Here is a 21,647-nt window from a genome sequence, read left to right as displayed (position 1 = left end):
CCTCTATGAACGAACCTAAATTTAAGGCTCACGCGTTCACCTGTCCGCACTGTGGTGTTTTGGCCACAATGAACTGGGTTTCTATAAAAAAGGACTTCTCAGAAGACTTTAAGAGCGAAGAAGCAGCCATCTCTGTTTGCTTCAATTGCAACAAGCCCGCTCTCTGGGTGAATAAAGAGCTTGTCTATCCGGATTACAAAGACGTTGCACCGCATAAAGACATGCCGGAGCCAGCTGCGAAAACATTTCGAGAAGCTCAGAGCATCCTCACTAGATCGCCAAGAGGATCATGCATGCTGTTAAGACTTTGCCTCGAACAACTTTTAACTTGGCTGGGCTACGACCAGAAAACTTTAGCCTCTAAAATTATTGAAGTTTCGAAGAGAAACACTCAGATCGAAAGCCTTCTAAATGTCTGCCGATTTGCCGGTAATGAATTTGTTCACGCGGGAACATTAGACAGCTTGGACAAGTCTGGGCTCGACCCCAAAGGAACCGCAGAAAGCTTATCCACTCTGATCAATTCAGCCGTCGAGATACTTATTACTCAACCCAAAATCATTGCGGACCTTAACAACCGCTTCTCAAAGCACTGAGTTACCGAACCCACCGTTTTCTTTAGCGGTCTTGCGGCTGTGACATTCGTGGCACAGAGCCTGCCAGTTGCTCTGATCCCACATTAGCTTTGGGTCGCCATGATGCGGAATGATGTGATCAACATCCGTGGCTTTAGTCAGCCGGCCTTGCCGCTTGCACTCCTCACAAAGAGGATGAGACTTAAGGAACTGGGCCCGCAGGCGCTGCCACTTCGAACCGTAGCCACGCTGCGCAGCCGTTCCCTTGAATCTTTTTCTCCGTGCCTCGCGTTCGGCGGCCAGCGATTTTCCCTTCTCCTTGTGCTTCGCGCAGAACTTCTCTTCAACCGGAATCGCCGCCTGGCACCCCGGATAAGCGCAGATATGAAGGAGAGGCATACTGTCACGAAACAAAGGAGTTTAAGAATGGCAATCACAGACCACGAAAAAGAGCTTATTAACTACGCATCCGCCTGCCTGTTTCAAACCTTAATCAAAGCCAATCCGTTTTCCAACAACTTTGTTGGCGACGCCGCACGTCAAATGGCCGGCAGTGTTGACGACAGCGCAAGATCGTTTGCTTTCTCCTTGATTCAAGCTCTTGAAAGAATTAACAAGCAAAACGAAATACTACAAAGGCAAATAGCTATGGAGTCCAAGGTCGAAGCGGAAAGAAGAGCTCAACAGACAAGAAGAACAAGCCTCTTCGTTGCGGGGCCTGTTGCACTTATTGTTGTTTTTATAAGTGAGGGTATTAAATACCTGTTTTCTTAGCCCAAAACAGAACAAGCATTACACCAAGGCCAAGACAAAGCCCCCAGAGGAAGCCGACAAACGTGCTCTGCCTTCTCTCCGATCTTTTCGCCTGTTCTTCTATCGTCTTTTGCTCTCGATATTCTTTTGCCTGAAGGTCTTTTTCAACGATTGCCAGGCGAGAAGACAGATCGTTAAGTTCTTTTTCGATATCTATGTTCAGCACGGTCATGGCTTGCTTTAAATCAATATAATACCATATTATACTATCATTGATAGTTTTTTATGATATTATATGAATCAGAAAGGAGGTGATGCTTAGTGGATGAAACAAAGGTAGTGCGGAAGTTCTCCTTCGAGATCAATCTCAAGATCCTCAAAGTCAAGATAGAGATCACGAAGGAAACAACCGAAGAACGGAAAGCGGAGCCCCGTAATAAGTAGCACCGCAAGCCCCCGGGAAACCGGGGGCACCATCCACCGAAGCAAGCACCTCCAAGGAGCATTTTATGAGATACGCAGTAAAACTTACAAAGCTTTCAAACGGCAAGTTCAAGGCCGAAAGCGAAGACCTCGGTGCCTCCGTATCAGACGAGTTCGCCACGGAGTCAGAGGCCCTCGACTTCATGTGTGACGCCCTTCCTGGGATGATGTATCTGCTATACAGGAAAAACAGAAAACCCATCCCCATGCCTAAAGCGAAAGGTGAGCATTACATTTATGTTCCGGCTCGCGTTCAGGCAAAGATACTTCTCTGGAACAAAATGATTGAGAAAGGAATCGGAGTCAATGAACTGGCTAGGAAACTCGGCATTCCCCAGGCCAACGCATCAAGGCTCACTGACATGTCGCAGGATAAGGCGAGCATGGAGGCGATTGAAAACGCTCTCATTGCCATCGGCAGCCAGTTCGATCTTTCAACAGTAAACAATTAAACAAAACCCGTCCTCATCACGAGGGCGGGGTCGTTTAATTCGTTTCATATAAATTAATTTGTTTTCGGAGTTGCGTCTGGCTGAATAACTTCCTTTACCTCAACGATTGTCCTATCTGTTTTTGTACGGACATTTTTCCGTTGCACAACCCGTACCACCGCCCTGATGCTTGTTCCGTTTTCAATCATAATCTTTCTGCTCTTAACGTCCTCAAGAAAATCATTATCCTCGACTGTTGCTGTAAACGTTATGCCATCCTCGCCTTCGCTAAATGTCCAGCCCTTCGGCGTTCCGTTCAGCATTGGTCCAATAACTTCAAGAATAACTTCTGTCTCGTTGTCGGTAAGAACAATCCCTTCTTCGTGGCGGAAGTACTTTCTATCGTCCTTTGTTATTTCTTCGGGTGAGGAATCCTTATTTCCGGAAATTTTTATCTTATCAACACCATCAATGTCTAGCGTCTGTGTAAACCTTGAAAGCTGTGTTCGCGTTTTCATCGAACTATAAATGTTAACAACTCCGGCGTTGATGTTGATTGATTGACCAAATTTGTTTATGGCACGGACTTCTCCAGCCGCGTTTGGCTTTGCTTCAACATCAACCTTTTCGCCAAAAGCCCATTTCCCGAGCTTAACAACATCTTTAACAGTATCAATAACGCCGCGAACGGCAGTTACTGCAGCAGCCAACGCGCCAGTAGACTGAAAACACAAATCAACAATAAACGACCCCGGGCGAAAACCTCCACTAACCTTAAGCTCCGCCTGAACGTTTCTGCCATAAATCTCTCTCGCCACTTGCTGAGAAAACCCATCAAGTGCCAACAAAGATTGCGCTAAAGCCGCAGCAGATATTTCGTGCTTATCAAACGCAGGCCCATCGAATTCAACAAAGAAAGTTTCTGTTTTCGTCGTGACGTTTTCCATTTTCATCTCCGGAAAATGGATTGAAGAAACTATTTTAACTTACATCACGACAAAAGAATCATTCACCACTTAGGAGAACTATCTGTGTGGATGTTGGTGCCGAGGTTTCGCTTCATGCAGCGGTAAGCAAGACAATTCCAATCAGGAGAAAAAAGAAGCGAAGCCCCGGCATAAGTGGCGCCGAGCTGGGGGCCGGCCTTAAGCCAAGAAACCCCGCCCGGCATAAAAAATTAACCCGGGAAGATGGTTCTTCTCGGGTTTGCGTTTCTTTAGGGTGCAAAAACTCTGCGTCGCCGCAGATTTAAAGCCTATTGGCACCGTTCGAATTGTTTGATTTATTATACATCAAACTCTAATTCCTGCTTTACCTTGGCAACAGCCGCAGCCATGAGCGTTTCAAACTCCCTATAAAGGATCCGCTCATAGCTGCAGATGGCCGTCTTGTTGTAGAGCTGGATGTACCGAAGCTTCAGCATCTCCTTTTCATACGGCTTCAGTTTTGCTTTTGTTATGGCCCTGTCGACCCGTAGAGCGTCGCCCTCGTCGCATACTCCACTGGAGGATGGCTCTATCTCATAGTTTGGATCGTTTTCGACCATGATTCGGTAGATTGGAGAAGCCTGGGAATGCGAACCGCTTCCAGTCCTGCTCCACCTCCCCCAATTACGAAGCCGCTCCTCAACGTCCATAGTAGCTCCTGTTGAAGAATCTCAGCCCACGCTCTTCAGCTCCATCATTTTCTGGGACCTCATCCACGGCCCACATCTTGATGAGCAGCCATGAGATCTCGCGGCCCGTAAGCAGCACCTCGATCGTTTCGCGTCCGGTCCTGCGTCCATAAAAGCGGAATCCTGAGCGAGCCTCGAAGAGTACCCGCACCCCGTTTTTTGGCAGGTCTTTCGGCTGGTGAACTGTGTGCCACGTGTACTGCATCGGACTATCTCCTTGTGGGATAAGGAATGACATCGAACCCGCCGCCGTCTTTTTTGCGTCGGGGATAGATAACAAAAAAATCGAACGGGTATTTGTCGGCAATGACTTTGCACTTTATCTTCGCGTCGTCCATGAACACCGCTGGAGCGCCTTTCACTTCGTGCAGCTCGATCCTGCCATCTGGGCGAAGAACGACGAAATCCGGCGTGTACCAGCATGAGCCATCAGCCACTTTGAGCTTCATGCTCTCGAACCAAAAATCTAAGATGCGTCCTGAGCGCTTTTCTCCCTCCAAGTAATCGGAGTACGACTGCTCGGTCTTGTTCAGCTCGCCTGTTTTGAGACGACCTCTGGCCCTGAGTCCTTCCAGTGCGTAGTTTCGATGCGCGGTTTTAAAAATCATGGATGCCAAAACTCCTCTATCGTCCTTATCCGTACAGAAGTGCAATCATGCTTATCGAACTCAACCACCGTTCGCCTCCACAATGGTTTTTGAGAACGTCAAAGCTTTTTCAAGAGTTTTTATGCCAACTGGCAGTCCGCGGATGAGCCTGCTCATAGAGCACCTGTTAGTCCCGGATGCCAGGCAGAACCGCTCAACCGGCATAGTTCCATAGGCTCTTACGATGACAGCCAGCTCTTCCGGCGTAGGAATTCTTGATTTCCGGGTTCTATAGACTCGTTCCAACGACCTCTTGTTGACTTCAGCTCGTTTTGCCTTGTCCCGCCTCGCTCGCTCACACTCATGATCAAGCGCTGCGAGCTGGCTGCTCCAGTAGCTCATATCGGTTCCCATGGCTTGCTCCTTTCCTTAAGTCCCTGAATGGCATCGAGCTGATGCGGTTTTGTCGTGTCGATTCCGGACATCCCGGACGGCATGTAGTCCTGCAGATACCGAGCTGAGCTTATGCAGAACTGGCCGCTAGGCTTGTCGTACCAGAGCGGCGTCATGCTTGAGTCTCCGGTTGCTCGCTGCTTATCGACTGTCAGAAGGACATCCGGTTCAGAGTCCCACTGGTCATTACGAAATCCGCCGTCGATAATCTGCTGCTCCTTCTCTCGATTGCGCCTGAGCAAGGCCACGTTATCGGCCAGGTTGCTGATGTCTGACGATCCGGAGATGTCAAAACGGGACGGCTTCGCGTTCTGCCCCTGACCATTCGCCGGCTTGCGAAGATGAGCGACAAGATGGATATGGGCGCCGGTTGCGATAGCGATTTCTTTCATGGTCTGGACCACGCGCTTCTGAGACTGCATAACCGAGTCCGAGCTGTTTCCAGTCGTGAGCATCATGAGGTTATCCACAACGATGTGCCGGCACCCGAGCATTTTTGCGGCGTAGAAGACACCGTCTGCGCAGTACTCCGCGCTGATAGCGCCCTGGTTCCTGTAGATGTAGAGCAAATCGTTCGCCCAGTCGAAGAAAGGGAAAAGATCCTGAGTCGTGGGCGAACGGCCAAAAGCGCAGCGCATGCAGCTGATCAGCGTCCGCTTCGGATCCATTTCGAACGAGAACAAACAAACTTTCTGGCTCTGAGACATCATGGAAAGAGCAAGCTGATTCATAAGGGCTGACTTTCCCGCTCCGTTTTCGCCGCCCCAGATAGTGAGTTCCGAAGGACGGAAGTCAAAGGACTTCACGAGCGGATTCTTTCCTGCAAGCCGACTGGCCGGGTACATCAACTCCGAAGCGATATCGCCCTGCAGCTGTCCGCACTTGACGATGTCCTCGGCAATCCGGGCGTTGTAGTCACTCCAGGCGCCGCGGGTTTTTGCCGGTTCAACGGTCCCTGCAAAGACATCTGCCATCTCTGTAAACCTCCATTCTGTCGGTTGAGTCCAGGAAAGAAGCGAAGCACGGATCAGCGTTCAATATGTTGTCTCTGCAGGCCCACATCACCGGATCCATACCCTCCTCAGACTTCACGGAAACGGAATGCCCCCGGCAGAATCGCCAGTCCACGTCCTGGAACCTGTCCAATGGATCGATAAAAACCTCGTCGTCAACGTATGGAACGAGATCTTCCTCGCCGTCACCGAAGCCCCAGTTAACCTTGAGCCTTGGTGTTGCGTGATCCGGAAAAACCTTTGATCGGAAGGTGATGTAGATCACCGGTCCGAATGGAGCATGACGGTCGATCCGTGCGGCTTCAAAAGAGTCCATTGAGTTCCTCGTAGATTTCGTCGTCGTGGTTCTGTGGTTCAGAAGCGGGCTTCGAAGAAGGCGCCGGCGCCTGACCCTGCTGCTTCGCAAGCCTCTGCCTTTCTCGTTCCTGCCTACCCATGCGTTTGAAGTCGTCCTCCGGTTCCTGCTCTCTCTTCAGCCACTCGGCTTTAAATCCTTGCCATCCCCGCTCTATGCAGAGATCTATCGCCTGCGCTGGTGTTAGTCCAGCCTTAGCCGCTTGATTGCAGAAGAGCTTCCACCCATACTTCGTGATTCCGCCCGTCCTCTTTGCTTTCCTAACCTGCATCCACGCGTCCCATGCCTCAGGGTTGATTTCTGGTGGGCAGGGGAACGCGGTCTTCCTCCTCGCCGGAGGCGGGGAGGGAGGAAGAGCTTCTTTATCTGTTAATTGATTTGTTAACTGATACTCTTCATGTCCCGTTTTTGGGACTACCGATGTACCGTTTTTGGGACTACCGGTAGTACCGTTTTCGGTAGTACCGTTTTCGGTAGTACCGTTTTCGGTAGTACCGTTTTCGGTAGTACCGTTTTCGGTAGTACCGTTTTTGGGACTACATTGAATCAAGTACTTGTTTCCGTTGTTCGGTCGTTTCTCAACTGAAATAAAACCCATCTCTTTGAGTTCTTTTAAAACCTTAAACACAGTTTTTCTGTTGAGCAGAGTATCTGCGCATAGAGAAGGCACAGACGGAAATGAGGTGCATTTATCGTCTGAGTACTTAGCCAACGCCAAAAGCATCAGACGTTGTGTTGATGTTTTGACATTTGCTTCCCAAGCTTTTCGGGTAGCGGCAATTCCAAGCCACTGATCCATTTCGACCGCCTCTATTTTTTAGGGGTTTCTTTTTTGGATGGCCGTATAACGAAGTACCCTAAATTTTCAAGTTTTACTTTTGCGGGGATTCCACGCTTTGCCCACATGCACACTCGCGTCACCCCCTTTTTCCCGGTAAACCCAAGGTGTCGAGCTACGGCCGACGGCCCCCCGAGGAATTTAATGAGCTCTTCATCTGTCATTTTGATAGCCGAACAATTTGTTATGTCGAATATTCTAACACACTGTTAGGCATATTGTTGCGTCATTCCGTTAAAATTACTAACAAGGAGTGAGCCAAAATGTCTATTCCAATAAATGAAGGTCGGGCGGTAATGCAAAAGATTGTTTCGCTATTAAAAGAACGGAACATTAAAGCAGCAGAGTTTGCACGGCTAATGGGAGTTCAGTCGTCGTATGTGTCTAACTGGAAGCGACGAGGAATACCTGCCGATCGACTTCCGCGAGCCGCCGATGTATTGGGAGTTGGTATAGATGTTCTTCTCGGCAGGGCCGAAGAGGTGCCAAATAGTGCAATCCCAGTGGTTCTCTCTGGGCACATTCCCGTTGTTGGAAGGGCACAGCTTGGGGATGACAACGATTTCGCCGACTTTTCCTTCTATGATGATCCAGATGGCTATATAAGGCTACAAAGCAAAGATCCAAACGCTTATGCGCTGCGGTGCGAGGGAAGCTCAATGCTCCCGCGAATTCGCCCGGGAGAGTTTGTGGTCGCCGAACCGTCTATAGAAGCCATGCCCGGAGACGAAGTGGTTGTGCAAGACACCACTTCGAGAGCTATGGTAAAAAGATTCTTGTATTGGAGAGATGGTTATTTATATTTAGGGTCGGTAAATGATGCTTATAAAGATGTCATTATTCCCAAACAAAAAGTAAAATCAATCCACCCGGTTTTAGCTATTGTTCCAAAGAAATTGTGGCACCCACATTAAACTTCGCTCTCCGAAACAAAATAACGCCTCGTTAGTTCAAGAGGCGTTTTTTTTTGACATATAGCTAACATTGTGTTAGCATTCAGATCACAAAGAAATTTTCGTGTTGTTAGTTAATACACGAGCTACACGAGCCGTTTCGGCTCGGAGCAAGGAGCCAGACATGAAAGACCTCATCGAGGCGAAGTGGAAAGAGGAAAAGAAAATGGAACGCTGTTTCGCGGTTTTCCCCAGCAAGGGCACCAAGATTGTCTTCATCCGCAGGCACGAGGCCTGTACCTACGGAGACAAGAACATCCCGTGCCACACATGGGAAGCCCAAGTGGTTTTCACTGACGACCACGGGAACATGTCCGCATTCGACAAGGGGCAGGGGGTCGCCCCGGACAACAACACCAGAGCCGATCTTTTGGAGCTCTTCGGCTTCGACAGGGCGCTTGCGAAAACGGCCCGGTGCATCTGAGAGAGGAGCCAGACATGAAAGACGATTTCATTTTTGGATCGGTGATCGTCCTCGCGGTCATTGGAGCATTCACCGTCGGCGGCTGGGTGCTCTGGGCGCTGCGGGCGATCGCGGGGGTCTGAGATGACGGCATTTTTTCTTTCGTTGACTGGCATTGCGATTTGCGTGGCCATTGTGTTTCTCTCAGTGCAAATCGGGTCCGGCCTTCTCACGCTAAGCGCTTCAATTGATGAGCTTTCTAGAACTCTGAAAAAAAGTCACGGAACCTTACGTCAAAGCTCATGCGCGTCAGATAAGAGCCTAGGAGAACCAAATGAATAATGCCATTCCAGTTTTCTGGCGGGATAAAAAACACCTGCAGGTTCTGAACTCTGTCGAGGTTATGAATCGTCAGGCTTCCCGTGGAGCTCGTTTGCATTCGTTCAATGTCTTTCTCGGAGAGCCTGCCTGGATCGATCTCGGGGAACACTTTGCACCCTTTGATTGTGATTTTCTTGATCACAAAGTTTGGCGGCACGCGGTTTACAGAAAGAACAACAAAGAAAAGGCGATTCCTTTTCCCAACATCGGAGGAAACCATTCCGGTGCTGTGAATCCAAATATCTGGCCTGTTCAAACCCAGCCCCGTGAAGACGAAATAGGCCGTAGCTATGGCTCCTATGGCGGAAATGATAGTGAAAAACGGCTCAATGGCTTTGATGAAATTGAGCATTGCTGCACCCCCTCTGTGAGGGAAATAAGGATTGGTCTCCAAGAACTTTACCTCACAGAGGGGCTCACCAATGGAAACAGGAAGGAGTGGTGAGATGGAAGGCAAAAAGATCACCGCTGAGGCCGCCCGCGACATCTGGGCGGCCGAGCTCAAGAACGGCACTGAGTCTTTTCACAGGTGGGGATCGACAACAAACCACCTGATTGACGTTCTCAAGGACTTACATGAACTGACTGGCGGCCATATCGACGATCCTCTTGGCTTCTTCATCCTTAAGTCCGGTGACAAGCATCTGCCTGAGACAGAGAAGGTAGAGGGCATCCATTCGAGCCAAAAAGCCAAGTTGAGACGCGAAACGATTGCTTATTGCCTCGTTTATTGCCTTCTCGAACGGAACTCTACTGGAAGTTCGCATTTCGATGTCCTGCTTAACAAGGCTCTGAAGCTTCTCATGATCGAACGCCTGGAGGAACGGGAAATGGATAGCTCCTTTTTCAATACCAGCAATGATGATCTGGGCAGCCTCTTCGGAAGTAAAGGCGTTTGAATCTTTTTCTGTCATGTGATTTCTCCTAAGGGATGGTTGAGCTAAGAGAGCTTGCTAGGTCCTCTACAAACTCAATCATCCCACAGGGAGAAAAGCGAACCCTTATCTCTGGACCACATCCAGACACAAGGGCTTGCGATAAAGGCAAGTTCAAGGGGTGAAATTCCCCGGACGGCTCTGATCCGGCAGCGGCATGCCGGGGAGCCCGAGTGACAAGCTGCACGACCTCACGCGGCTAACTTCCTGAAGCTCTTCTGAGCCATAGGCCTGGGGCAGGTTCCACCAGTGCAGGGAGGACAAAACGCCAACACATGCTCTTTTAACAGAGGGCATCTGTGGGCGCTTTAGTAGCCGTTAAAATTAGTGGCACGTTTTAATGGCGATAAGCCGAACACAGAATGTATTTCCTACAAAGAGGCCGGGCAATGCTTAAATCAATTTCTTTATTTAATCACAAAGGCGGAGTCAGCAAAACGACGACCGCATTTAATCTAGGGTGGGCTCTGGCGGACGCCGGTTATAAGGTACTTCTCGTTGATTTGGATTCTCAATGCAACCTGACGGGGATTGTTCTGGGTTACGGGAAAATGAGCGATGGACTTGACAATTTTTATGGAAGCCGGGCAAACCTTACTCTTAAGACTATTGTTGAGCAATTAATCGACGGGGATACTCCAGATAACATTTTAGGGAATGAAAAAGGTAACCTTTTCCCCACTCAAAATGAGAATTTATATCTTTTGCCTGGGAGCCTGAATATTTCAGATATGGACTCTCAGGTAAGTATTGCTTTGAAAATTGCTGTTGGCATCCCCGCCACACGAAACCTTCCTGGGGCATTACCTCGTTTAATTAGATCGCTTGCTGAAAGAGACGGGTTTGATTTCATTATTTACGATATGAGCCCCAATGTTGGCGGAATTAACGAAGTAATGCTGATGTCAAGCGACTATTTCATTGTGCCAACGACACCGGATTTCTTCTGCTGGCAAGCAATTTCATCACTATCAAAACACATTAAATCATGGCACCAGGAAATCGACAGCTTTAAATTATCGGTACCAGGGCGGACAAGCTCCTCTCTTACCAATCATCCTCAATTTCTTGGGACAATTCAACAGCGCTACCGCATTAGGAATCAAGAACCGGCTAAATCCTTTGACAGATGGATTAATGAGATAAGAAAGGCTATAGATACCGTTTTAATCCCCTCATTAAAAGAAATTGATTGCATAGTTGATCGGGGAACAGTTCAGGATGTTTTAAATGCCAACCGCTCTAAAAATGGAGGGGGACTTAATGCCTATGATCTTGCTCACATCTCTGACTTTAATTCACTTATAGCAATGAGCCAGAGCCTTTCTAAACCTGTTTTTGCACTTACTGACGAAGATATTATTGGGCAAAAACAATTCGGCTACGCACTAGATACGATGAAGCGCAGCAGGGATTCGTTCCGAGAACAGTTTAATAGGCTAGCAAAAATAATTGAGATGCTGACAAATTAAGCAAAGCAATTTACTACAAATTGTAGTAGGTTGAAAATTTTAGAGTTTTACATCAGATCCGCCAGGCGCAAGTCAGGCGGATTTTTTTATGGAGCAAACATGAGTTATGCCACATTGATCTTGGGTGAAAGCGGGTCTGGAAAGACGTGCTCGCTCAGAAACCTGGATCCAACGAAAACACTGCTGATCCAGCCAGATCGCAAGCCGCTGCCTTTCCCTCCGACCGGTTGGAACGAGATCAAAACCAAGGGAGACGGCGGAAACATCTATGTAACCGACAACCCGAAGACGATTATTGAAGCCATGCACCGGACAACGGCCAGCATCATCGTGATCGACGACTGGCAGTACATCCTAGCGAATATGTACATGAACCGGAGAAACGAGAAATCGTTCGACAAGTTCAACGACATCGGGGGCGCCGGATTCGATATCGCAAAAGCCGCTTCAGATCTCGATCACGACAAGCGGGTTTACGTCCTTGCTCACACAGCAACGGACGAGTTCGGGAACACGCGCATCAAGACGCTCGGAAAGCTTCTGGACGACAAGATTGTTGTAGAGGGCTTGTTCACCACAGTTCTTAGAACACACGTCGTCAATGGCCGCTATTTCTTCTCAACGCAGAACTCGGGGTCAGACACCGTCAAGTCGCCCATGGGACTCTTCAATGATCCAGAAATCGACAACGACCTTGCTGCAGTCGATGCGGCTATATGCAGCTACTACGGAATCACTTCAAACGTTAAAGGAGCATGAAATGAAATTTTCTCTCGATCCTAAGGGCGCTCGCTCTGTCGGAAAAGCACAAATGATTGATATCAGCGGCGCCTATGAGGGCGTTTTTAAGGACGCTTATTTCATCAGAACACGCAGCGGCGCTGGGTTCATGCATTTTGACTTCCTGTCTGTTGAGGGACAGCGGTGCAACATTTCGATGTGTGTTCAGAAGATCAATGGCGAAGCGACATTCAACCGCGCCATTGTGGACGCCATCATGACAGTTCTTCGCCTGAAGGAGGTTGTATCTGTAAGCGGAGATGTGAATCGCAACGGAACTGTGACGCCTGTTGATCGCTTTCCTGAACTCATCGACAAGCCGATTGGCCTGCTCCTCCAGAGGATCAACGATCCCAGCAACGAGCGCTACCCGTACAGCATGAACATCGTCACGCCTTTCGACAAGACGACGAAGATGACCGCGGCCGAAATCCTCGACCGAGCTACCGAGGCAAAAGCGATGGAAAAGAGGCTTGCGAAGCTGAAAGACCGTACGCTCCGCGTTCGTACTTCCGAGCCCATCCAGGAAGCCTCGTCTAGCGAACCTGACGAAAACATCCCGTTTTAAGGAATGGCCATGAGTTCTCTGTACGAAATTAACGATCAGCTTTCTGCTGCCATCAATCGCCTCCAGCTCTGCTTTGACGCAGAAACAGGAGAGGTGGAGGACGAAAAAGCTCTCGCCGCAGCTGAATTGGAACTCTCCTCGCTCCAGGCCACATTCAACGCCAAAGCTTGCGCTGTCGCCGCATTTATGGACGACAGCCAGGCGCTGATCGAGCAAATGAAGGATCGAGAAGAGGCTATCTACAAACGCAGAAAGGCTCTGGAGAATCGCAACAAGCACCTCAAGCAGTACCTGCTCGACGCGATGACTGCTCAAGGGATCAAGAAGGTTGAATCTCCGGACTTCCGGATCAGCGTGGCCAAAACGGCCCCCAGCGTCGAGATTTTCGACGAGGCTCAGATCCCTGATAAGTACTGGATTTCCGAGCCGCGGCTCAATAAGACGCTTCTTAAAGCTGATTTGAAAGCTGGAGATGACGTACCAGGCGCCAAGCTCTCTGCGCCTGGCAAATCACTAAGGATTTCTTGATAAGGACGAAGCGCAAATGTCTTCAACAGAGAAAGAAACGCAAGAACCGAAGCTGCTTACCGTCCGCATGAAAGACCTTTCTGCGGCTATCGGCCTGAGTCCTTCGACCATTTTCCAATATGTCCATGATGGGAAGTTTCCAAAGCCCATAAAAATCAACCCGCGCGTTTCCCTTTGGAAATGGTCGGAGGTTGAGGCCTGGCTCGATCAGCAAGCAAAGAAACAAGAAGGCAAATAGAAATGTGCGAGATGAACTTTTCAGTCGAGATCGGGTCCGGCTACCCCAAGCTGCTCATCAGGAACGGGTCCCTGGGCGAGATCGTGATGCAGATCCGCATCACATCCGAGAAGCAGCTCGACAACCTGACAAACATCATTTACCTCGCCAGGCAGCAGCTGGCTGAAGCTCAAAAGTCGGAGGCTTTGTCATGAGCGGAGTGATTCTTTACTGTCGAAAACTTAACGAGCTGGCGAAGCTGCCGACGAAGGGCTCGTATGGCGCAGCGTGTCTTGGCCTGTACTCAATACAAGATATTGATCTTGAAATTGGTAAAACAACAATAGTTGGTACAGGACTTGCGATGGAGATCCCAAGCAGTCACGCGGGGTTGATCTTTACGAGGTCGAGCATGCTGGCTAAGCACGGGGTCTTAAAACCGGCCACGGTCATCGATTCGGACTACCGCGGTGAAGTAGGTGTGCCGCTTTTCGCCACGGCGCCTTGGCACGTCCACATTGGGGACAGGATCGCCCAGATCATGATTCTTCCTATTCCGGATGTGATGGTTGTCCCGGTCACGAAGCTTTCGGTGACTGAACGCGGCGCCGGTGGGTTCGGGTCAACGGGGCGGTGATCATGCCGAAAAGCAAGAAACCACGGAAGCCGCACCGCAAAGTCTCAACACTCGCCGGGCTCCGCGCTGCGTCCGCCCTCTCCCAAATCCTGATCCGCGGAAATGGCGTCTGGACCCGCGATGACAGACTGGGATTCGGCCTGGCTTTTCTCGAGCCGTTCGCAGCTATCCGCTTTTCGAAGGGAAAGGATCCATACCTCATGGAGTACTTCAGGCTGGCAAAAGTTCAGTTGACATTCGCCTGTGGTCTCACCAACTGGTATGCAGAGGACGAGAAAGTCGCAGAGCGCGAAAAACTGGCCGAGGCCAATCTCGCCTTCCAGACCGTCTTTAACGTTTGGCAGCGGCATGGCCGCATCTTGTATCCGCAGCTCAAGCTGTGCCGAACCCGCATGGCGGAGCAGTACGAGACGCTGCTAAACAACTTCGAGCCGTATGAGATCGCGAGCCAGCGGTATGCAATGGCAAAGGCACCGGCCTTCTACGACCGGGCCGAAGAAGAAATGGACGCTCGCCTGCACTTCAAGGAGATGAACTATGTCTGATATGGTAAACCATCCTGCGCACTACACGCACTTTTCGATCGAAGTCATAGACATCATCGACCGCATGAATTTCTGCGCCGGGTCGGCCATCAAGTACATCCTTCGCGCGCCTTTCAAGGGAGAGTACGAGCGCGACCTGCGGAAAGCGATCTGGTACCTGCGGAGAATTCAGGAGCTCCATATTGAAACCGGGATTGAGGTCGAGGAGGAGATCGCACTGCGTCATGTTTCTATGGAAGCGACCGTTGAAAACATTCGGCAGGCCCTCCAGTTCATTGCCGACGGGAACCTGAGCTGGGCGATCAAAGAACTGGAGGCCGCGATCAAGGAGGAGAAGGAAAATGATTAAACAGGGGATTAACTTCGAGGTGACTCTTACCCCGAAGGAGGTGTGCGAGATGTTTCAGGTCAGCAGGTCTACGCTTTACAGGTGGGAAAAGTACAATCCTGACTTTCCTAAGCCTTTAAGAATAAACACAAAGGTACTTCGCTACCGCAAGATAGACATCGAAGAATTTAAAAAGAAAGTCGGTTTTTGCGTGGAATAGATCTAAACTGACACATAAAGTTTACAATTCTATTTTGACTTCGATGCTCCATTCAAATAATATGGAAGCGTAATGGGACGGGGACTCCCCCATCCGGCGCTGGCCTGCGGGGAATTCCTCGTGGGCCTTCTGCTTTTCCGCCTTCTTTAGTTGTTTTCCTTTATCACTTACTTTTTTTGGAGGGCATATGACAACATATACTGCTCAAGCTCTCTTGGAAGAGTTTTGGGATATGAAGGTGCCCATCAAGCCCGAATATTTTGCCGAAAAGTTGGGCTTGTCAGTCGTAAAGAAGGATCTTGGCTACCGCTCCGGCTATCTTGACGAGGGCAAAAAGACCATTTTTGTCAACGAAAAAGAAATACCTGAGCGCCAGCGGTTCACAATTGCTCATGAACTTGGCCATCATTGCCTGGGGCATGGAAGCGCTGAAAGAAACACTGTTTTCCCGAGCGGGGCAATGAGCTACGACCCTGTCAAAGAAGCAGCAGCCAACAGGTTCGCTGCTGATTTGATCATGCCGGCGATAGCGATAAAAGCTCTGATCGAAAAGGTAGGGATCAAAGACCCGGTAAGACTGCGCCAGGTTCTCGGCGTATCTTCTCAAGCGCTCAATCTTCGCTTGGCGAAACTAGGTTATTTCCTATGACTGACAATAAAGAAGAGATCGACCTAACCTCCCCCGTTAAGGAAATAGTTAACGATACTTCTGCGATAGATTCAAAATCTCAAGCTTAACTGAGAATCACAGAGCTTGAGCTGGAGCTCCGCCAGTGCAGGTTGGATATTGAGAAAGAGTCTCTTGACCGTATAAAGAAAAATTCGGCCGGAAGAACTTGCATAGTTTGGATAACTGCGCTGGCGATGATTGCTTTCTATGCGCTTTTGTTCTTTGCGTTAAAAGCGGTGTTGTGCGGGGCCGAGAATACTGAGCCCCATGTTTTAATAACCGCTATGATCATTTCAGCCTCTATTCCTACCATTCTTTTGATAGCCTTAATTAAAGCTGTAATATTCCCCGTTTCTCAAAAACTAACCGAAAACTCAAAGATCTCTGATGCTGCCCCAGCTGCGAAATTGATCGAAGCCCTCAAAAACATCACCGATTAACTGCCCTCTCCGTTGCAATTGCGGTTACCTTATCTGCCCACCACTGCATAAGTTCCTTCCTCTCCTTCGCATATTCCGCCCGGTTGTAGACCGCCCGAATGTCGTGGTGCTCGTGGGCTAAGCAGCGTTCAATGATGTCGGGCCTGAATCCCTCCTCGTTTGCAAATGTTGAGAACGTGCGCCGGAAGTCGTGAGGAGTAAACGCTGCGATCTCTATCCCCTTCTTTGCCGCCGCCCGGCGAGCGTCATTGATCCACTTGTTGGGAGACTGGGGGACGATGGAAATCGTCGAGTCGTTCCTGCCCGGAAAGACGTATTCCGAGGCGCCGTCCCCTATGTACTGCAGACCAATGAAGAGATCGACGGCCTGACGGCTCAGGTACACAATATGAGCCAAGCCGCCTTTCATGCGCTCGGACGGTATTGTCCACTTCCCGGCTTCGAAATCCACCTCATCCCACTTCGCCCCCACCAGCTCTCCTTTTCGTACAGCGGTCAGCAACAGAAGCTTGAGGAAGGCCTTGTTGGAAGAAGCGATGGGCGTGTAATCCAGGGCCCGCAGAAAATTTTTGAGCTCCTCAGCCGAAAGTGTTCTGTCACGGGATTTAAAGACGTGAATTGTGCTGGGCTTTACATAACGGGCAGGATTGTCAATCCGGATGCCCTTGGTTTCATTGAGCCAGAGATAGAAGGATGAAAGGATGTCCCGGGCAGTCAATGCGGTGGCTGGCGCAGAGGCTTTGATCGGCTCAATCGCCTTGCGGATGTCATTGTCGGTCAGTTCGGAAATGTGCAGCCTGCCAAGTTTGGGGATGATCACGCTGCGGATTGTGTAGCGCCGGGCCCTGCGGGTTGATTCCGCCATCTGAGCCTTCTCGATCCACTCCCCTATTCCTGCCTCTATCGTGTCTTCGGCTTTCCTTCCTATTGCTGCAGCCTTCTTTTCCCGAGCCGGTGAGCGCCCCAACGCTAGAACCTTCTTGGCTTGAAGCAGCATCTCTCTCGCTTCAGCGAGGGATATCACAGGGTACTGACCGAAGGTAATGGTTTCCTGCCTCCCGTCGATTTTGTAGTTGTACCGGAAAGACTTCACTCCGGTCCTCGTCACAGCCAGATACAGGCCGTCGCGGTCAGCTACACGGTACAGCCTGTCCTTAGGCTTGAGGGTTTTGATCTTGGTATCGGAAAGCATATTTTCCAGTTCCTTCGAGTACCATTCGATTTTTTAGCATCGAAACCATGCAACCATGCGTGGTATCGGCCGCCTAAGGAACTATATCATTTTCCGTGCCATGATTTTTTGTTGCTTCGAACTAATCGATAGTGATCGGAGTTGATATAAATAAAGCGGGCAATTCAAAGCATTTTCAACAACTTAATGCCTTTAACTGCCCGCTATTGGGTGCTATCTGGTTAAATTTAGATCATTCCCACTCAATCGTCGCCGGCGGCTTTCCGGAGATGTCATAGCAGACTCGGTTAATTCCCTTCACCTCATTAATTATGCGGTTGGAGACTTTGCCGAGCAGATCATAGGGAAGCTGCGACCATTTGGCAGTCATAAAGTCCGTGGTCTCGACAGATCTCAGAGCCACAACATAATCGTAAGTACGCCCGTCGCCCATCACCCCGACGGAACGAACAGGCAGAAACACCGCAAAGGCCTGAGACACCTTGTCATACCAGCCTGCCGCACGCAACTCATCAATAAAGATGGCATCGGCACGCTTCAGGAGATCAGCATATTCGCGCTTCACCTCGCCCAGAATGCGCACACCAAGCCCCGGCCCCGGGAAAGGATGGCGGAAAACCATCTCCCGCGGAAGCCCGAGCTGAAGCCCCAGCTCGCGTACCTCGTCCTTGAAAAGGCCGCGGATCGGCTCCAGCAGCTGGAGGTGCATATCGGGGGGAAGGCCGCCCACATTGTGATGCGACTTAATGACCTTCGCTTTCTTGGTGTTGGCGGCAGCAGACTCGATAACATCAGGATAGATGGTCCCCTGAGCAAGCCACTTGGCACCGGTCAGCTTCTTCGCTTCGGACTGGAAACATTCCACAAAATCACGGCCGATGATCTTGCGCTTCTTCTCCGGATCCGTCACTCCCTTGAGATCAGAAAGGAACTTTTCAGAGGCATCCACCATCACGAGCTTCATACCCATGTTCTTTTCAAATGTCTCGCGCACCTGCTCGGCCTCATTGAGCCGAAGCAGCCCGTGATCGACAAACACGCAGGTGAGCTGATCGCCGACTGCACGGTGAATGAGAGCGGCGGTTACGGACGAATCCACACCGCCGGAAAGGCCGAGGATAACCTCATCCTTGCCCACCTTGCGGCGAATTTCCTCAATCGCCTCTTTCGCAAAATTGCCCATTTCCCAGTCCGGCTTGCATCCGCAGATATCCAAAACAAACCGCTGCAGGATTTCGCGCCCTTTTTCGGTATGGGTCACCTCAGGATGGAACTGAACCCCGTAAAAGCGCCGGGTCTCGTCTGCCATTGCCGCTATCGGGCAAGAAGGCGTCGAAGCCATGACCACAAACCCCTTCGGGAGTTCCGACACCCGGTCGCCATGACTCATCCAAACCTTCAGCATTCCTTCGCCGTTCGGCCCCTTGAAGTCTTCGATCCCCTCGAGAAGCTTCGTGTGATTGCGGGCGCGAACCTCCGCGTAACCGAATTCACGCTTGGTCCCGGGCTCAACTTTTCCGCCAAGCTGCTCCGCCATCGTCTGCATGCCGTAGCAGATGCCCAGAACAGGGACCCCTGCATTAAACACAGCCGGGCTGGCCTGATCCGTCGACTCCTCATAGGCGCTCATATAGGAGCCGGAAAGAATGATGCCGCTTGGATTGAATTTCCGGATGAAATCCTCGCCGACGTCATTAGCGTGCACTTCGCAATACACATGGGCTTCTCGCACGCGTCTGGCGATCAGCTGGGTCACCTGACTGCCGAAGTCAAGAATCAAAATGCGGTCGTAGTTCATGAATTCTCTTTCAATGAGGCTGTTGCACAAACAAAAAAGCGGGCATCCCGCAGCCCTTGAACCCATTGTTCCAAGAGCCCTGGATGCCCGTCATTTTAGCCTATCAGACCTTAGGTCAGATTACTGCTGATGGTAGTTCGGAGCTTCCTTCGTGATCTTCACGTCATGGACGTGAGACTCGCGCATGCCGGCAGCCGTTATCTCCACGAAGCAGGCCTTCTTGCGCATGTCATCGATGGTCGGGCAGCCGCAGTAGCCCATGGAGGAATGCAGCCCGCCCATCAGCTGGTAAATAATTGAGGCAACCGGTCCCTTGTACGGAACCATGCCTTCAATGCCCTCGGGCACAAACTTGGAAATGTTGCCCTGATTGTTGTCCTGGAAGTAGCGGTCGGCCGATCCGTGGCTCATGGCACCGAGCGAACCCATCCCGCGATAGGACTTGAAGGTACGGCCCTGGGAAAGAATTACTTCACCGGGGGCCTCGTCGGTGCCCGCGAACATCGAGCCCATCATCACGGAATACGCGCCGGCTGCGAGGGCCTTGGCGATATCGCCGGAGAAGCGGATACCGCCGTCGGCGATGAGAGGAACGTCCGAATCCTTGAGGGCGTCGGCAACATTAGCAATAGCTGTAATCTGGGGAACACCAACACCGGCCACAATGCGGGTCGTGCAGATGGAGCCAGGCCCAATGCCGACCTTCACCGCATCGGCGCCATGATCCACCAGGGCCCGGGCCGCATCACCGGTTGCAATGTTGCCGCCGATGACCTGCACATTGGGATAATTCTTCTTGACCCACTCGACGCGGTCGAGCACGCCCTGCGAATGGCCATGCGCGGTATCAACGCAAAGAACGTCCACGCCAGCGTCAACCAGAGCCTCGATGCGCTCTTCAGTTCCAGCGCCGACGGAAACGGCAGCGCCGCACACCAGCTTGCCGGACGCATCGTAGCAGGCGTTCGGAAATTCCGAGGCCTTCACGATATCCCGAACCGTCATCAGACCGGCCAGCTTAAAGTCATCGTCCACCACGATGACGCGCTCGAGTCGGTGAGCGTGCATGAGAGCCTTGGCCTCATTGAGGCTTGCGCCCTTCTTCACGACAACCAGGCGGTCGCGGGGAGTCATCACATCCGTTACGGGGGCATCATGCCGGTCTTCAAAACGCAGATCGCGGTTAGTCACCATGCCCAGAACCGTCCGATCATCAGCCACAACCGGGAACCCGGAAATGTGGCGCGCATGGGAGAGCCGCAGAACATCGCCCACCGTCATCTGGGGAGAGACGGTAATGGGATCGTTCACGATGCCCGCTTCATAACGCTTGACCTTGCGGACTTCTGCAGCCTGGGCCTGCGCAGACATGTTCTTGTGAATGATGCCGATGCCGCCCTGCTCTGCCAGAGCAATTGCCAGCCGCGATTCAGTCACGGTATCCATTGCGGCAGAAACGAGCGGAATGTTCAAAGAGATGGTGCGAGTCAGCTTTGTTTTCAGGGACGTCTCCCGCGGGAGAACATTTGAATACGCCGGGACAAGAAGCACGTCATCGAAAGTGAGGGCCTTCTGAAGGATTCGCATCGTTAACCTCTACGCAAAAAAAAGAACCGCTGGCTGGGATACTGCCGGGACCGGGGACATCAGCTGGGGAACTGCTACGAGAAACCCGGTTATAGGTTAACTTAGTATTTTATATTGGGAGCTATAAGCTTGTCAAGTTCAAAAGCAGATGTCAAGATACTCGGAAAACGGGCAGTAAAAAGCGGCTCGAATAGCGAGGAGAACTCCCTTTTGACAAACCTGGGGTATTTGGTAGACAATTCGCCTTGAAGACAGGAGCGTTCATCGCCGGATGAACGCAAGCACCTGAAATCATGCGCAGGCAGTGCCGTCGGGCACGAAGCATGGTTTCGGGTGCTTTTTTTTTACTTTTCTGATGAAGCGCAGACTATGAGCTGGGCATATCTTTTCATTGCGGGACTGTGCGAAATCTGGTGGGCAGTTGGCCTGAAGTTCACCGAGGGATTCACGAAGCTCGTGCCGAGCGTTGTCACGATTGTCGGCATGATCGCGAGCTTTTATTTTCTGTCGGGAGCGGTGAAGACGCTGCCACTGGGAATCGCCTATGCGATATGGACCGGCATTGGAAGCGCAGGGACCATTGTCGCGAGCGTTCTCCTCTTCGGAGATGAACTGACGCTGGGACAAATTGGATGCCTCGTGATGATCGTGGGCGGCATAGTCGGCCTGAAGCTGCTGGGATGACAGCAAGGCATGGGTGGCCTGAACTGGTATGGATTTCTTGGACAGATGTAAGACGGAATTATTTTAGGCATCCGGCTTTTCAATTTCTCGAAAAAATTTCTGTCGTAATCAGCAGCATTCAAGACACCGTTTCCTGTTTCTCCTTC

At 50.8% G+C, this 21,647-nt stretch carries 34 protein-coding genes; 21 read left to right on the top strand and 13 right to left on the bottom strand.

Annotation, left to right across the window (positions count from 1 at the left end):
• The first annotated feature begins 5 nt into the window (after positions 1-5).
• On the top strand, positions 6-596 hold the full coding sequence (locus MAF45_RS10615) for a DUF4145 domain-containing protein (protein WP_237980516.1): 591 nt from the start codon (positions 6-8) through the stop codon (positions 594-596).
• On the opposite strand, the gene MAF45_RS10610 is transcribed toward MAF45_RS10615, so the two are convergent.
• Positions 585-974, bottom strand: a complete 390-nt coding sequence (locus MAF45_RS10610; RefSeq protein ID WP_237980515.1) for an HNH endonuclease — start codon at positions 972-974, stop codon at positions 585-587. The two genes, MAF45_RS10615 and MAF45_RS10610, sit on opposite strands and share 12 nt — an antisense overlap.
• A gap of 27 nt (positions 975-1,001) precedes the next feature.
• On the opposite strand from MAF45_RS10610, the gene MAF45_RS10605 reads away from it, so the two are divergent.
• Positions 1,002-1,349, top strand: coding sequence for a hypothetical protein (locus tag MAF45_RS10605; RefSeq protein ID WP_237980514.1), 348 nt, complete (start codon positions 1,002-1,004; stop codon positions 1,347-1,349).
• Here the strand turns inward: MAF45_RS10605 and MAF45_RS10600 are convergent.
• The gene (locus MAF45_RS10600) at positions 1,330-1,560 is read right to left on the bottom strand and encodes a hypothetical protein (RefSeq protein WP_237980513.1); all 231 of its coding nucleotides are present in this window, start codon (positions 1,558-1,560) and stop codon (positions 1,330-1,332) included. The two genes, MAF45_RS10605 and MAF45_RS10600, sit on opposite strands and share 20 nt — an antisense overlap.
• 89 nt (positions 1,561-1,649) lie before the next feature.
• Here MAF45_RS10600 and MAF45_RS11365 point away from each other — a divergent pair, with 89 nt between their 5' ends.
• Entirely contained in the window at positions 1,650-1,772 is a 123-nt protein-coding gene (locus MAF45_RS11365) for a hypothetical protein (RefSeq protein WP_283207085.1), read from the top strand.
• A 65-nt stretch (positions 1,773-1,837) separates the two neighbouring features.
• A complete protein-coding gene (locus tag MAF45_RS10595) occupies positions 1,838-2,263 on the top strand; it encodes a helix-turn-helix domain-containing protein (protein ID WP_237980512.1) in 426 nt (141 codons plus the stop codon).
• 53 nt (positions 2,264-2,316) lie between these two features.
• Here the strand turns inward: MAF45_RS10595 and MAF45_RS10590 are convergent, their stop codons facing one another.
• The 8 genes from MAF45_RS10590 to MAF45_RS10555 form a co-directional block, all read right to left on the bottom strand.
• Entirely contained in the window at positions 2,317-3,189 is an 873-nt protein-coding gene (locus MAF45_RS10590; RefSeq protein WP_237980511.1) for an LAPAL motif-containing putative phage structural protein, read from the bottom strand.
• 338 nt (positions 3,190-3,527) lie between these two features.
• Positions 3,528-3,878: a hypothetical protein gene (locus MAF45_RS10585; RefSeq protein ID WP_237980510.1), complete on the bottom strand. Its 351-nt coding sequence runs from the start codon at positions 3,876-3,878 to the stop codon at positions 3,528-3,530.
• Entirely contained in the window at positions 3,868-4,122 is a 255-nt protein-coding gene (locus tag MAF45_RS10580) for a hypothetical protein (RefSeq protein WP_237980509.1), read from the bottom strand. The genes MAF45_RS10585 and MAF45_RS10580 overlap by 11 nt, the downstream gene beginning before the upstream one ends.
• Before the next feature lie 4 nt (positions 4,123-4,126).
• A complete protein-coding gene (locus MAF45_RS10575) occupies positions 4,127-4,525 on the bottom strand; it encodes a DUF1064 domain-containing protein (RefSeq protein ID WP_237980508.1) in 399 nt (132 codons plus the stop codon).
• A 60-nt stretch (positions 4,526-4,585) separates the two neighbouring features.
• The gene (locus tag MAF45_RS10570; protein ID WP_237980507.1) at positions 4,586-4,918 is read right to left on the bottom strand and encodes a hypothetical protein; all 333 of its coding nucleotides are present in this window, start codon (positions 4,916-4,918) and stop codon (positions 4,586-4,588) included.
• The gene (locus tag MAF45_RS10565) at positions 4,903-5,931 is read right to left on the bottom strand and encodes an AAA family ATPase (RefSeq protein WP_237980506.1); all 1,029 of its coding nucleotides are present in this window, start codon (positions 5,929-5,931) and stop codon (positions 4,903-4,905) included. The genes MAF45_RS10570 and MAF45_RS10565 overlap by 16 nt, the downstream gene beginning before the upstream one ends.
• Positions 5,903-6,286, bottom strand: a complete 384-nt coding sequence (locus MAF45_RS10560; protein WP_237980505.1) for a hypothetical protein — start codon at positions 6,284-6,286, stop codon at positions 5,903-5,905. Before MAF45_RS10560 ends, MAF45_RS10565 begins: the two co-directional genes overlap by 29 nt.
• Entirely contained in the window at positions 6,273-7,124 is an 852-nt protein-coding gene (locus MAF45_RS10555) for a helix-turn-helix domain-containing protein (RefSeq protein WP_237980504.1), read from the bottom strand. The genes MAF45_RS10560 and MAF45_RS10555 overlap by 14 nt, the downstream gene beginning before the upstream one ends.
• 302 nt (positions 7,125-7,426) lie before the next feature.
• Between MAF45_RS10555 and MAF45_RS10550 the strand changes: the two genes are divergently transcribed.
• The 16 genes from MAF45_RS10550 (at position 7,427) to MAF45_RS10480 (ending at position 16,240) form a co-directional block, all read left to right on the top strand.
• Positions 7,427-8,077: an XRE family transcriptional regulator gene (locus tag MAF45_RS10550; RefSeq protein ID WP_237980503.1), complete on the top strand. Its 651-nt coding sequence runs from the start codon at positions 7,427-7,429 to the stop codon at positions 8,075-8,077.
• Positions 8,078-8,240: 163 nt separating this feature from the next.
• Positions 8,241-8,540 carry a hypothetical protein gene (locus MAF45_RS10545; RefSeq protein WP_237980502.1) on the top strand — a complete coding sequence of 100 codons (300 nt, stop codon included), beginning with the start codon at positions 8,241-8,243 and terminating at the stop codon, positions 8,538-8,540.
• A gap of 313 nt (positions 8,541-8,853) precedes the next feature.
• Positions 8,854-9,345, top strand: a complete 492-nt coding sequence (locus tag MAF45_RS10540; RefSeq protein ID WP_237980501.1) for a hypothetical protein — start codon at positions 8,854-8,856, stop codon at positions 9,343-9,345.
• Between the two features lies 1 nt (position 9,346).
• A complete protein-coding gene (locus tag MAF45_RS10535) occupies positions 9,347-9,799 on the top strand; it encodes a hypothetical protein (protein ID WP_237980500.1) in 453 nt (150 codons plus the stop codon).
• 425 nt (positions 9,800-10,224) lie between these two features.
• Positions 10,225-11,307 (top strand): ParA family protein, encoded by a 1,083-nt coding sequence (locus MAF45_RS10530; RefSeq protein WP_237980499.1) that lies wholly within the window; start codon positions 10,225-10,227, stop codon positions 11,305-11,307.
• Between the two features lie 99 nt (positions 11,308-11,406).
• Positions 11,407-12,066, top strand: a complete 660-nt coding sequence (locus MAF45_RS10525; RefSeq protein WP_237980498.1) for a DEAD/DEAH box helicase family protein — start codon at positions 11,407-11,409, stop codon at positions 12,064-12,066.
• Between the two features lie 52 nt (positions 12,067-12,118).
• Entirely contained in the window at positions 12,119-12,655 is a 537-nt protein-coding gene (locus MAF45_RS10520; protein WP_237980497.1) for a hypothetical protein, read from the top strand.
• Positions 12,656-12,664: 9 nt separating this feature from the next.
• The gene (locus tag MAF45_RS10515; RefSeq protein WP_237980496.1) at positions 12,665-13,183 is read left to right on the top strand and encodes a siphovirus Gp157 family protein; all 519 of its coding nucleotides are present in this window, start codon (positions 12,665-12,667) and stop codon (positions 13,181-13,183) included.
• 16 nt (positions 13,184-13,199) lie between these two features.
• Positions 13,200-13,421: a helix-turn-helix transcriptional regulator gene (locus MAF45_RS10510; RefSeq protein WP_237980495.1), complete on the top strand. Its 222-nt coding sequence runs from the start codon at positions 13,200-13,202 to the stop codon at positions 13,419-13,421.
• Between the two features lie 2 nt (positions 13,422-13,423).
• Positions 13,424-13,615: a hypothetical protein gene (locus MAF45_RS10505; RefSeq protein ID WP_237980493.1), complete on the top strand. Its 192-nt coding sequence runs from the start codon at positions 13,424-13,426 to the stop codon at positions 13,613-13,615.
• Positions 13,612-14,037, top strand: coding sequence for a dUTP diphosphatase (locus MAF45_RS10500; protein ID WP_237980491.1), 426 nt, complete (start codon positions 13,612-13,614; stop codon positions 14,035-14,037). The genes MAF45_RS10505 and MAF45_RS10500 overlap by 4 nt, the downstream gene beginning before the upstream one ends.
• A 2-nt stretch (positions 14,038-14,039) precedes the next feature.
• On the top strand, positions 14,040-14,582 hold the full coding sequence (locus tag MAF45_RS10495) for a hypothetical protein (protein WP_237980489.1): 543 nt from the start codon (positions 14,040-14,042) through the stop codon (positions 14,580-14,582).
• Complete coding sequence (locus tag MAF45_RS10490) at positions 14,575-14,931, top strand: DUF3310 domain-containing protein (protein WP_237980487.1); 357 nt, start codon at positions 14,575-14,577, stop codon at positions 14,929-14,931. The genes MAF45_RS10495 and MAF45_RS10490 overlap by 8 nt, the downstream gene beginning before the upstream one ends.
• Positions 14,924-15,130 (top strand): helix-turn-helix transcriptional regulator, encoded by a 207-nt coding sequence (locus tag MAF45_RS11495; RefSeq protein ID WP_370659319.1) that lies wholly within the window; start codon positions 14,924-14,926, stop codon positions 15,128-15,130. The genes MAF45_RS10490 and MAF45_RS11495 overlap by 8 nt, the downstream gene beginning before the upstream one ends.
• 187 nt (positions 15,131-15,317) lie before the next feature.
• Positions 15,318-15,779: an ImmA/IrrE family metallo-endopeptidase gene (locus MAF45_RS10485; protein WP_237980485.1), complete on the top strand. Its 462-nt coding sequence runs from the start codon at positions 15,318-15,320 to the stop codon at positions 15,777-15,779.
• A 131-nt stretch (positions 15,780-15,910) separates the two neighbouring features.
• A complete protein-coding gene (locus MAF45_RS10480) occupies positions 15,911-16,240 on the top strand; it encodes a hypothetical protein (RefSeq protein WP_237980483.1) in 330 nt (109 codons plus the stop codon).
• Here MAF45_RS10480 and MAF45_RS10475 read toward each other — a convergent pair.
• The 3 genes from MAF45_RS10475 to guaB form a co-directional block, all read right to left on the bottom strand.
• Positions 16,230-17,432 (bottom strand): tyrosine-type recombinase/integrase, encoded by a 1,203-nt coding sequence (locus MAF45_RS10475; protein WP_237980481.1) that lies wholly within the window; start codon positions 17,430-17,432, stop codon positions 16,230-16,232. The two genes, MAF45_RS10480 and MAF45_RS10475, sit on opposite strands and share 11 nt — an antisense overlap.
• A gap of 232 nt (positions 17,433-17,664) precedes the next feature.
• Positions 17,665-19,230, bottom strand: a complete 1,566-nt coding sequence (gene guaA, locus MAF45_RS10470) for a glutamine-hydrolyzing GMP synthase (protein WP_237980479.1) — start codon at positions 19,228-19,230, stop codon at positions 17,665-17,667.
• A gap of 120 nt (positions 19,231-19,350) precedes the next feature.
• Positions 19,351-20,817, bottom strand: coding sequence for an IMP dehydrogenase (guaB, locus tag MAF45_RS10465; protein ID WP_237980477.1), 1,467 nt, complete (start codon positions 20,815-20,817; stop codon positions 19,351-19,353).
• 369 nt (positions 20,818-21,186) lie between these two features.
• Between guaB and MAF45_RS10460 the strand changes: the two genes are divergently transcribed.
• Positions 21,187-21,501: a DMT family transporter gene (locus MAF45_RS10460; RefSeq protein ID WP_237980475.1), complete on the top strand. Its 315-nt coding sequence runs from the start codon at positions 21,187-21,189 to the stop codon at positions 21,499-21,501.
• Positions 21,502-21,647 lie beyond the last annotated feature (146 nt).

Source organism: Mesosutterella porci (assembly GCF_022134585.1).
GTDB lineage: Bacteria > Pseudomonadota > Gammaproteobacteria > Burkholderiales > Burkholderiaceae_F > Mesosutterella > Mesosutterella porci.
The sequence above is the reverse complement of the archived record's forward strand: the minus strand, read 5'-3'. Positions and strand labels throughout refer to the sequence as shown.

Bases quoted from the DNA above. Each gene is read 5' to 3' on its own strand.
- guaB (WP_237980477.1), bottom strand. From the start codon at position 20,817: ATGCGAATCCTTCAGAAGGCCCTCACTTTCGATGACGTGCTTCTTGTC.
- MAF45_RS10545 (WP_237980502.1), top strand. From the start codon at position 8,241: ATGAAAGACCTCATCGAGGCGAAGTGGAAAGAGGAAAAGAAAATGGAA.
- MAF45_RS10520 (WP_237980497.1), top strand. From the start codon at position 12,119: ATGATTGATATCAGCGGCGCCTATGAGGGCGTTTTTAAGGACGCTTAT.
- MAF45_RS10460 (WP_237980475.1), top strand. From the start codon at position 21,187: ATGAGCTGGGCATATCTTTTCATTGCGGGACTGTGCGAAATCTGGTGG.
- MAF45_RS10555 (WP_237980504.1), bottom strand. From the start codon at position 7,124: ATGGATCAGTGGCTTGGAATTGCCGCTACCCGAAAAGCTTGGGAAGCA.
- MAF45_RS11495 (WP_370659319.1), top strand. From the start codon at position 14,924: ATGATTAAACAGGGGATTAACTTCGAGGTGACTCTTACCCCGAAGGAG.
- MAF45_RS10500 (WP_237980491.1), top strand. From the start codon at position 13,612: ATGAGCGGAGTGATTCTTTACTGTCGAAAACTTAACGAGCTGGCGAAG.
- MAF45_RS10510 (WP_237980495.1), top strand. From the start codon at position 13,200: ATGTCTTCAACAGAGAAAGAAACGCAAGAACCGAAGCTGCTTACCGTC.
- MAF45_RS10490 (WP_237980487.1), top strand. From the start codon at position 14,575: ATGTCTGATATGGTAAACCATCCTGCGCACTACACGCACTTTTCGATC.
- MAF45_RS10570 (WP_237980507.1), bottom strand. From the start codon at position 4,918: ATGGGAACCGATATGAGCTACTGGAGCAGCCAGCTCGCAGCGCTTGAT.
- MAF45_RS10600 (WP_237980513.1), bottom strand. From the start codon at position 1,560: ATGACCGTGCTGAACATAGATATCGAAAAAGAACTTAACGATCTGTCT.
- MAF45_RS10605 (WP_237980514.1), top strand. From the start codon at position 1,002: ATGGCAATCACAGACCACGAAAAAGAGCTTATTAACTACGCATCCGCC.
- MAF45_RS10585 (WP_237980510.1), bottom strand. From the start codon at position 3,878: ATGGACGTTGAGGAGCGGCTTCGTAATTGGGGGAGGTGGAGCAGGACT.
- guaA (WP_237980479.1), bottom strand. From the start codon at position 19,230: ATGAACTACGACCGCATTTTGATTCTTGACTTCGGCAGTCAGGTGACC.
- MAF45_RS10535 (WP_237980500.1), top strand. From the start codon at position 9,347: ATGGAAGGCAAAAAGATCACCGCTGAGGCCGCCCGCGACATCTGGGCG.
- MAF45_RS10610 (WP_237980515.1), bottom strand. From the start codon at position 974: ATGCCTCTCCTTCATATCTGCGCTTATCCGGGGTGCCAGGCGGCGATT.
- MAF45_RS10595 (WP_237980512.1), top strand. From the start codon at position 1,838: ATGAGATACGCAGTAAAACTTACAAAGCTTTCAAACGGCAAGTTCAAG.
- MAF45_RS10505 (WP_237980493.1), top strand. From the start codon at position 13,424: ATGTGCGAGATGAACTTTTCAGTCGAGATCGGGTCCGGCTACCCCAAG.
- MAF45_RS10485 (WP_237980485.1), top strand. From the start codon at position 15,318: ATGACAACATATACTGCTCAAGCTCTCTTGGAAGAGTTTTGGGATATG.
- MAF45_RS10560 (WP_237980505.1), bottom strand. From the start codon at position 6,286: ATGGACTCTTTTGAAGCCGCACGGATCGACCGTCATGCTCCATTCGGA.
- MAF45_RS10575 (WP_237980508.1), bottom strand. From the start codon at position 4,525: ATGATTTTTAAAACCGCGCATCGAAACTACGCACTGGAAGGACTCAGG.
- MAF45_RS10615 (WP_237980516.1), top strand. From the start codon at position 6: ATGAACGAACCTAAATTTAAGGCTCACGCGTTCACCTGTCCGCACTGT.
- MAF45_RS10525 (WP_237980498.1), top strand. From the start codon at position 11,407: ATGAGTTATGCCACATTGATCTTGGGTGAAAGCGGGTCTGGAAAGACG.
- MAF45_RS10530 (WP_237980499.1), top strand. From the start codon at position 10,225: ATGCTTAAATCAATTTCTTTATTTAATCACAAAGGCGGAGTCAGCAAA.
- MAF45_RS10590 (WP_237980511.1), bottom strand. From the start codon at position 3,189: ATGGAAAACGTCACGACGAAAACAGAAACTTTCTTTGTTGAATTCGAT.
- MAF45_RS10565 (WP_237980506.1), bottom strand. From the start codon at position 5,931: ATGGCAGATGTCTTTGCAGGGACCGTTGAACCGGCAAAAACCCGCGGC.
- MAF45_RS10515 (WP_237980496.1), top strand. From the start codon at position 12,665: ATGAGTTCTCTGTACGAAATTAACGATCAGCTTTCTGCTGCCATCAAT.
- MAF45_RS10580 (WP_237980509.1), bottom strand. From the start codon at position 4,122: ATGCAGTACACGTGGCACACAGTTCACCAGCCGAAAGACCTGCCAAAA.
- MAF45_RS10540 (WP_237980501.1), top strand. From the start codon at position 8,854: ATGAATAATGCCATTCCAGTTTTCTGGCGGGATAAAAAACACCTGCAG.
- MAF45_RS10475 (WP_237980481.1), bottom strand. From the start codon at position 17,432: ATGCTTTCCGATACCAAGATCAAAACCCTCAAGCCTAAGGACAGGCTG.
- MAF45_RS10495 (WP_237980489.1), top strand. From the start codon at position 14,040: ATGCCGAAAAGCAAGAAACCACGGAAGCCGCACCGCAAAGTCTCAACA.
- MAF45_RS10550 (WP_237980503.1), top strand. From the start codon at position 7,427: ATGTCTATTCCAATAAATGAAGGTCGGGCGGTAATGCAAAAGATTGTT.